Annotated in this window: 6 protein-coding genes; 4 read left to right on the top strand and 2 right to left on the bottom strand. The window is 41.9% G+C overall.

Translation table 11 applies throughout. The features are described 5' to 3' along the window. Positions 1-1,701, bottom strand: a 1,701-nt coding sequence (locus VLN09_RS07180) for a TonB-dependent receptor domain-containing protein (protein WP_325245065.1), incomplete at its 3' end; no start/stop codon positions are given. A 747-nt stretch (positions 1,702-2,448) separates the two neighbouring features. On the opposite strand from VLN09_RS07180, the gene VLN09_RS07175 reads away from it, so the two are divergent. After that, complete coding sequence (locus VLN09_RS07175) at positions 2,449-3,405, top strand: solute carrier family 23 protein (RefSeq protein ID WP_325245067.1); 957 nt, start codon at positions 2,449-2,451, stop codon at positions 3,403-3,405. A 163-nt stretch (positions 3,406-3,568) separates the two neighbouring features. Here VLN09_RS07175 and VLN09_RS07170 read toward each other — a convergent pair whose 3' ends face one another. Next, complete coding sequence (locus tag VLN09_RS07170) at positions 3,569-4,234, bottom strand: TetR/AcrR family transcriptional regulator (protein ID WP_325245062.1); 666 nt, start codon at positions 4,232-4,234, stop codon at positions 3,569-3,571. A 325-nt stretch (positions 4,235-4,559) separates the two neighbouring features. Between VLN09_RS07170 and uraD the strand changes: the two genes are divergently transcribed. From uraD to VLN09_RS07155, 3 genes are all read left to right on the top strand, one after another. Then, complete coding sequence (uraD, locus tag VLN09_RS07165) at positions 4,560-5,081, top strand: 2-oxo-4-hydroxy-4-carboxy-5-ureidoimidazoline decarboxylase (protein ID WP_325245060.1); 522 nt, start codon at positions 4,560-4,562, stop codon at positions 5,079-5,081. A 38-nt stretch (positions 5,082-5,119) separates the two neighbouring features. Next, positions 5,120-5,488, top strand: coding sequence for a hydroxyisourate hydrolase (uraH, locus tag VLN09_RS07160; protein ID WP_325245058.1), 369 nt, complete (start codon positions 5,120-5,122; stop codon positions 5,486-5,488). A gap of 207 nt (positions 5,489-5,695) precedes the next feature. Then, positions 5,696-6,913, top strand: a complete 1,218-nt coding sequence (locus tag VLN09_RS07155; protein WP_325245056.1) for a urate hydroxylase PuuD — start codon at positions 5,696-5,698, stop codon at positions 6,911-6,913. Positions 6,914-7,020 lie beyond the last annotated feature (107 nt).

Raw genomic sequence — 7,020 nt, 5'->3', positions numbered from 1 at the left:
TTTACTACGAGCGCGAGCATAGCTTAGACCCATACTAAAATTGTCCATTTTATAATCAGCGGCAAGCTCAATCCCTTTGATTTTAAAGTCTTCATCTTTATTGACCACACCTTGGCAAACGCCGCCAAGTTGTCCAGTAGTGCAGTCCAAACCTACGCGTTCATTACCTGCACGGACAAATTCAATAAAGTTTTCGATATCGGTTTCAAAGTATTTGCCGCTCAGTTGTAGCGCATCCCCTGCTACTGTTAAGTCACGTAATGTGGTGACGATACCAATCTCAGCATTTGAGCCTTCTTCTGCTTTTAAGTCACTATTAACGTAGGTTTTGTCACCGTCTGAGTTAAAAATTGCTTGGCTTAAATCAGGACCGTTAAATAGCTGATTATAGCTGGCAAACACTTGCGTCATCGGCGCAATCTCATAACTGGCAGCAAGGGCACCGACTACATTATTGTAAGTTTTGCCTGCCGATACAAATTCAGGCGACTCATAACGGTCATAGCGTACACCCGGCGTTAGAGTTAATTTGCCATTTTTCCACTGATCTTCTAAATACACCGAGGTATTTTTGGCTTCATCTGTGCCCTTTTTAACGAAGTCGCGCTCAAGCTCAGATTCTTTTTTATAATGCTCGACACCAGCGATTAATTTATGTGTACCAAAATTAGTATCAATAATGCTGGTATTTTGAACTTTCCCACCAGTGGTTTTGACGCCTGCTTCCCAGTTATAACCTGGTTTTGTTGTATAGTCGGTATCGCGAGAAATCTGTGTTTCGGTTTGATAAACATTGGCATCAACATCAATCAACTTATTGATAGGATTGAATTTATAATCAAGGCCGAAAGTATCACGCTTAATTTGTTGCGGTATTGGGGCATCAGTGCGACCAGGAAAGTCTGGGCGAAATGGGAAAATACCCTCTTTATCAGTACGGCTAAAGCTGGCACCGAAACGGTGATCATCGGCAATATAAGCGCCAGCCTTTAATAAGATATTTTCACTTGTACTGTCTTCAAATAGCTCACGACCATTGCCATCCTCGCCTGGGCTGGTATCGCGCTTGCCATAATAAGCCAGTAAATCTACATTATTCGTTGGTGCAGCAAACACAGTCGCTGAGGTGAGCAGTTCGTCATTATTACTAGCATAACCTGCGTGCAATTTGGCACCGATTTTTTGCCCCGGTTTCAATAAATCTGCGGCATCAACAGTTTTAAAAGCAACCGCACCACCTAGCGCATCATTACCTAGCGTTACCGAGTTATTACCGACTGACACTTCAGCTTGTTTTAATAAATCAGGGTCAATGGTCACATCGCCCATATGATAAAACAGCGTGCCTTCTTGACGAGCGCCATCAATCGTTACTTTGAGATTGGTATCGTCAAGCCCGCGCACCCGTATGCGCTGATTAACCGTTGACGTACCGCCTACGGTGACGCCGGGTACGACATTTAAAAAGTCACTTAAGTGGCTTGCCTGCGCAGCTGGGGTATAGCCTTCTACATCAACGCCGCGCTCTTGCACACTTTCACGTACTGAACTGTTGGCAGTCACTGTGATGGTTTGTAAGGTGGTGCTTGGCATATCTGCTGAGTTGGCAGCACTCGCCGCTTGTGCACCTAGTACCGCTGCTACGCCCATAGACAGTACGGTCAATCGACTAGAGAATCTTGATGATTTTACTTCACGCATAACACACTCACTTTATTTACTATTAGAATTTAGAATTTCAAACGTTGCTTTTACTCATGGTTTCTAAAACTGTCTTTGAAGTTCATTTTACAAACCAATCAAGATGGTTTTTGCCCAAAACGATCCTAAATAAACATGGTGTCCTAATGACGACCACGATTGCATAATCATATGCTTAATATACGAATCACATTATTAATGTTAATGATAATGATTAGCGTTTAAATATTGACAGGCATAATAACGAAGTATTAACAATTTGGCAATATTTAATCTGAAAAAAAAATTAATATCTTTGTATGCTTGTATCGGCACCTGTACATCTGATGAACACCCTTAACATATTACCGTCTAGATGGATTCCGCCTATATGCAGAGGCGATTATCAGCGACTGAGCGATTATTTATAAACGCTTAATATTAAAAAAAGGTATTGCAATATACTGCTAATTACCTATACCCTAAGATAGTTGACTAATTAGTCAGGTTTTTAACTATGACTATCGGTCAGACTAAGAAAGACTTGTTATTTGCTTGCATTTATTAGCATAAGGATCGTACGACTCTGTGTTTGATATTGTGTAAACAGCTAGCTGAGATAAGAGCTTATAGAGACCCTCATATGTCTCCTATTTATCAACGTAATGCTATATCTAAATATCTTTACAGAGCTTGGACTAAAAGTCACTTTAGGAGAAAGCCAAAATGAGTGAGCATACTCGATGAAACCCCGATTTATTATATGGACTGCATGACCGTCCTGCTCCTGCGAAAGCATTTTTAGGTGCGGTACAGCATGTACTCGCTGCTTTCGTTGGTGCAGAGAATTTTGGTAGCATGGAGAATTTGCTACTGGGCGGCGGGGTATTAATCAGTGTTGTGCTTATCAGTATCGTACCTAACAAAGTTATTCGTTCAAGCGCTATTTTTATTGGTCTGATGTTAGGTTTGCTGGTAGCAGCATTTATGGGTCGTATCGACTTCTCATTGGTCTCACAAGCCCCGCTATTGACTGTACCTGTGCCTTTTAGATTTGGCTTTAGTTTTGATTGGCAAGCGTTTATACCGATTGCCTTTATGTATATCATTACCAGTATTGAGACTGCTGGTGATTTGACCGCGACGTCGATGATCTCAGGTGAGCCTATCAAAGGTCCACTATATGAGAAACGTATCAAAGGCGGGGTACTAGCCGATGGTGTCAACTCTGCCATTGCTGGTATATTTAACAGCTTCCCAGTCACTACTTTTAGCCAGAATAATGGCGTTATTCAGATGACTGGTATCGCTAGTCGCTATGTTGGCTTCTATGTCGGTGGTATTTTATTCTTTATGGGTTTATTCCCTATCCTAGGTGCTATCTTCACTCAGCTGCCAAAACCGGTGGTTGGTGGTGTGACATTGCTGATGTTTGCAACCGTAGCGACCGCGGGTATTCGTATCTTATCGACCGTAAACTTTACCCATCGCAATATCTTAATCATTGCCACCTCATTAGGTTTGGCGATGGGTGTTGCCTTTGTGCCTGATGTATTCGCACAAATGCCACAGATGTTCCGTAATATCTTTGGTTCAGCAGTGACAGTATCGGGTATTATCGCGATTACGCTTGATATGATTTTACCAAAGAACTATGGTGCTGAGTTTGATACGGCTGACCAGCATGCTGAAGATGATGTAAAGCCTGCTCAGGAAGCAGCTTAAAAATGAAGGGTTAGATGATTGTCTAAGACAATGTAAAAGACTTTGCTGAGTGACAAGAAAAAAGGATTGCTTTAATGATAAAGCGCTGATTAGCAAGCGCTATCATTAAAGCAATCCTTTATGTATTAAGCGATTAAGTTATAGCTATTGCTCGAATCTACGACTACTCGAGTCCGCAACCCCGCAGTATAAAAGGCACTAAAAAATCAGCAGCGCGTGCTTCATCTGTCTCGTCGTACGCGCTCTTCTGCATTAAACCGACGATTTCTGTTTCAAACTCTGCATAGCGCTGCGTGGTTGCCCAGATCAAAATCAGTAGCTGTAAGGGATCAGCAATGGCAATTTTGCCTTGCTCATGCCATGTTTTCATGACTTGTGTTTTATCTAATGCCCAGCCTTTCATCGCAGTCGACATAAAATCATGTAAATGCGGGGCACCGCCGATGACCTCTAACGCAAATAGCTTATGGCGGTTTGGATTAGCAAACGCTTGATGCAGTTTGGTACGGACAAATTTTTCGATGACAGTTTTAGGGTCACTATCTACTGTCATCGTCACCAAGCCATCATTCCACTCTTGAATAATGGCACGCAACACCACTTTGTACAGATTGGTCTTATTCTTAAAATAGTAGTGCACATTGGCTTTTGGTAGCCCTGCCCGATCAGCGATACCTTGCATGGTGGCACCGCGATAGCTTTTTAGCACAAACTCTTCTTCAGCAGCAGTTAAAATGACCGCTTGGTTTTGGGCACGAATATCCTGCTGATTGCGATGAACCACGCTCTCAGAGGCGGATGAAGCATTTGTTTTAGAGCTTTGAGTCATAGTTGTACCATTAGACGTTCATGTCAGTAAGTAACCATATTTTCAGCATAAGTTTAGGATAAACTGCTTATAAATACACTGATTCTTAGAATATATAGTAAAAAATAAAAATATTTTGCATAAAGTAGTTGACCATTTGGTCAGGTTTAAGCAGAATGGATAATCTTAAACCAATTGCGACTCAACCGATACTACTTTCACCTGAGTTATGTAATCAACAGACCAATATCAACAAACGATACTGTCTATGCCTTATAAATTCATATCACTCAAATGATAAATTTGTAGCCATCAACACTTTGTGTCAACAGATAAGGATATCACTGTGAGCTTATCACTATCACAACTGAACGCCCTCTCGCAAGCCGATGCAACCTCAGAATTTCTGACCTGCTGTACCAACAGCCAATGGGCACAGACATTAGCAGACGCGCGTCCGTTTGCAGATATAGAGGCGCTACTGAGCGCAAGCGATGCGGCATGGCAACAAGCCCAAACTGATGAAGCCAACTTGCTCGAAGCCTTTGATGGTCATCCACAGATTGGCAATGTCAACTCATTAAAAGAGAAATATCGCAATACGCAGGACAGTGCCGCTCATGAGCAATCAGGCGCCAATGACGCTGAAGACGCTGTACTTGAAGCATTAGCACAAGGCAATCAAGATTATCTCAATAAATTTGGTTTTATCTTTATTGTTTTTGCCACTGGTAAGAGCGCACAGCACATGCTTGATTTGTTGCAAGCACGTCTACCTAATGATCGTGATACCGAACTGCTCAACGCCGCCACTGAACAAAATAAAATCACGCATTTGCGTTTACAAAAATTGCTCAGCGACGCTTAAACTTTACTTTATCTATCACATATATAAAAGGAATTATTATGTCAGGTACTCTTTCATCGCATATTTTAGATACCCATCTTGGCAAGCCTGCTGCTGATATCGCAGTAACGCTACATCGTATTAGTGCCAGTGGCGAGCCATCATTATTAGCCAATGGTATTACCAACGCTGATGGTCGCGTGACGCCAGACAGCTGGGCATTTAACCCAGAAATTGATATCACTGAATATCATTTAGATGTGGGTCGCTATACGCTGACCTTTGATACCCAAGCGTATTTTGATGCACAAAACCTCACGGTATTTTATCCACAAGTGGTCATCGACTTTATGATACAAGATAACGGTCATTACCATGTGCCGCTACTGCTTAGCGCACACGGCTACGGCACTTATCGTGGATCATAATTTTATAGCTTTATTACTCGAAACTTTATAAAAATAAGGCTAAACGAGCGCTGGAAACTTTAAACGTTTGACAGTGAGGTCAGTGGTTTAAGCCCAAATAAATAATGCTGTATCGCTACGTTGTATCACAATCTTTTATAATAACGAAGGTGAGCAAAAGTCGTTACGAGTTACCAAGATATAATAATATAAAAGGACATTGATAACATGGGTGCATATCTTCTCGATTGGCTAAGCTTATTCTTCCGCTGGTTTCATGTTATCGCTGGTGTCGCATGGATTGGCGCTTCATTTTACTTCGTATGGCTAGACATGAGTCTTCAGAAGCCACCAGAATGGAAAGCCAAGAAAGGCATTTCAGGCGATCTTTGGGCAGTTCATGGTGGTGGTTTCTATGAAATTGCTAAATACAAGCTCGAACCTGAAGAGATGCCAAAAACCCTGCATTGGTTTAAGTGGGAAGCTTACACTACTTGGCTGACCGGGATGGCGATGCTCATTATCGTCTACTACATCAATGCGACGGCTTACTTGATTGATCCAAGCAAAGTTAATTTTGGTAGCAGCGTTGGTGCTATATCGACCAGTCTACTGTTCTTATTCGGTAGTTACTTTATTTATGAAGTCATTGTACGCAGCAATGTCGGCAAAAATAAACTGGCTTTTAGTATAACTATCTTTGTACTAATGATTATCGCCACTTGGGGCTCATACCAACTATTTAGTGATCGTGCTTCCTTTATCCATGTCGGTGCCATTTTAGGTACCATCATGGCAGGTAACGTCTTCTTTGGGATTATGCCTGCTCAGCGCGCACTCGTAGATTGTGTACGTCGTGGTGTAAAACCAGGTCCAGAAGTAGCGGATTTAGCATTGATGGCAAGAAACCGCTCATTGATGAATAACTACTTTACCCTACCGCTAATATTTATCATGATTAGTAATCACTATCCAATGATGTATTCACATGCACATGGTTGGTTGGTATTGGTATTCGTCGGTATCATCACTGCAACGGCTCGTCATTACTTTAACCAAAAACATTTGGGTCATCATCAGCCAAAATTCTTAGTGATTCCTGCGATAGCAACCATACTATTGATTATTTGGATGCGCCCAGCACCGATTGAGCCATTACCAGTACCGCCAATAAAAACGCCTGCTGTTGCTCAAGCAGCATCGGCAGATGATGCTATGATGGAAGTGGTGCACGCTCGTTGTAGCACATGCCATGCGGCAAAGCCAACTCAGCAAGGGTTTGCTTCTCCACCTTTAGGCATTATCTTACAGACGCCTGAAGACATGAAAATTCATAAAGCCAAAATCATAACCGCGGTCCACACAGGCTATATGCCATTGGGTAATATTACTCAGTTGACAGACGAAGAGCGCCAGCAACTTGTCGCTTATGCTTCAGGGTTATAATAAAATCTGGTATAAAGCGTAAAGGCAGTTACTGTAAAAAATGGTTCTAAAGACAATGTTCTCATTATTAATAACGCTGACTTTTAGATGAAAGTCAGCGTTATTAA

The sequence above is a fragment of the Psychrobacter sp. genome (assembly GCF_035469765.1).
Lineage (GTDB): Bacteria > Pseudomonadota > Gammaproteobacteria > Pseudomonadales > Moraxellaceae > Psychrobacter.
The sequence above is the reverse complement of the archived record's forward strand: the minus strand, read 5'-3'. Positions and strand labels throughout refer to the sequence as shown.

Bases quoted from the DNA above. Each gene is read 5' to 3' on its own strand.
- VLN09_RS07170 (WP_325245062.1), bottom strand. From the start codon at position 4,234: ATGACTCAAAGCTCTAAAACAAATGCTTCATCCGCCTCTGAGAGCGTG.
- uraH (WP_325245058.1), top strand. From the start codon at position 5,120: ATGTCAGGTACTCTTTCATCGCATATTTTAGATACCCATCTTGGCAAG.
- VLN09_RS07155 (WP_325245056.1), top strand. From the start codon at position 5,696: ATGGGTGCATATCTTCTCGATTGGCTAAGCTTATTCTTCCGCTGGTTT.